Source organism: Nonomuraea sp. WAC 01424 (assembly GCF_003947315.1).
Classification (GTDB): Bacteria; Actinomycetota; Actinomycetes; order Streptosporangiales; family Streptosporangiaceae; genus Nonomuraea; species Nonomuraea spiralis.
The window spans coordinates 1-917 of the sequence record NZ_QHHZ01000064.1 but is presented as its reverse complement, the minus strand read 5'-3'; the positions used below and the strand labels follow the sequence as shown (position 1 = coordinate 917).

Below are 917 nucleotides of genomic sequence, written 5' to 3'. Positions count from 1 at the left end.
ACCTCGTGCTGGAAACGCCGCGCGGCGCCCCCGTCGTTGGTGAAGATGGCCGTGCCGTTGCCGTACACACCCTCGTTGATCACCCGCAGACCCTCCTCGTAGGAGGACACCCGCACCACCGACAACACCGGGCCGAAGATCTCCTCGGTGTGCGTCCGCGACCCCACCGGCACGTGGTCCAGCACCGTCGGCCCCAGCCAGAACCCCGAGCCCCGGCCACCGAGCACCGCCGTCTCCCGGCCGTCCACGACCAGCTTGGCGCCCTCCTCGACACCGAGGTCGAGATAGGAGGCGACCTTGTCCCGATGGGCCCGGGTGACCAGCGGTCCCATCTCCGAACGGGGATCGTCACCGGGGCCGACCACGAGCCGTTCCACCCGCTCGACGATCTTGCGTACCAGCTCGTCCCCGACCGGGTCCACCGCCAGCACCACCGAGATCGCCATGCACCGCTCACCCGCCGACCCGAACCCGGCCGACACCGCCGCGTCGGCCACCAGGTCCAGATCCGCGTCCGGCAGCACCAGCATGTGGTTCTTCGCCCCGCCCAGCGCCTGCACCCGCTTGCCGTGCGCGGCGCCGCTCTCGTACACGTACCGCGCGATCGGCGTCGACCCCACGAACGAGACCGCCGCCACGTCCGGATGCTCCAGCAGCCGGTCCACGGCCGCCTTGTCGCCCTGCACGACGCTGAACACGCCGTCCGGCAACCCCGCCTCCTGCCACAGCCGGGCCATCAGCAGGGACGCCGACGGGTCCCGCTCCGAAGGCTTCAGCACGAACGCGTTCCCGCACGCGATCGCCACCGGGAACATCCACATCGGCACCATCGCCGGGAAGTTGAACGGCGTGATCCCCGCCACCACCCCGAGCGGCTGCCGCATCGAGTACGAGTCCACCCGCGAGGAGACCCCCTC

Annotated in this window: 1 protein-coding gene; it reads right to left on the bottom strand. The window is 71.1% G+C overall.

Annotated features, from left to right (window positions below; all coding sequences use genetic code 11):
* On the bottom strand, window positions 1–917 hold a 917-nt coding region (mmsA, locus tag DMB42_RS52730; protein ID WP_125649949.1), incomplete at both ends, for a CoA-acylating methylmalonate-semialdehyde dehydrogenase.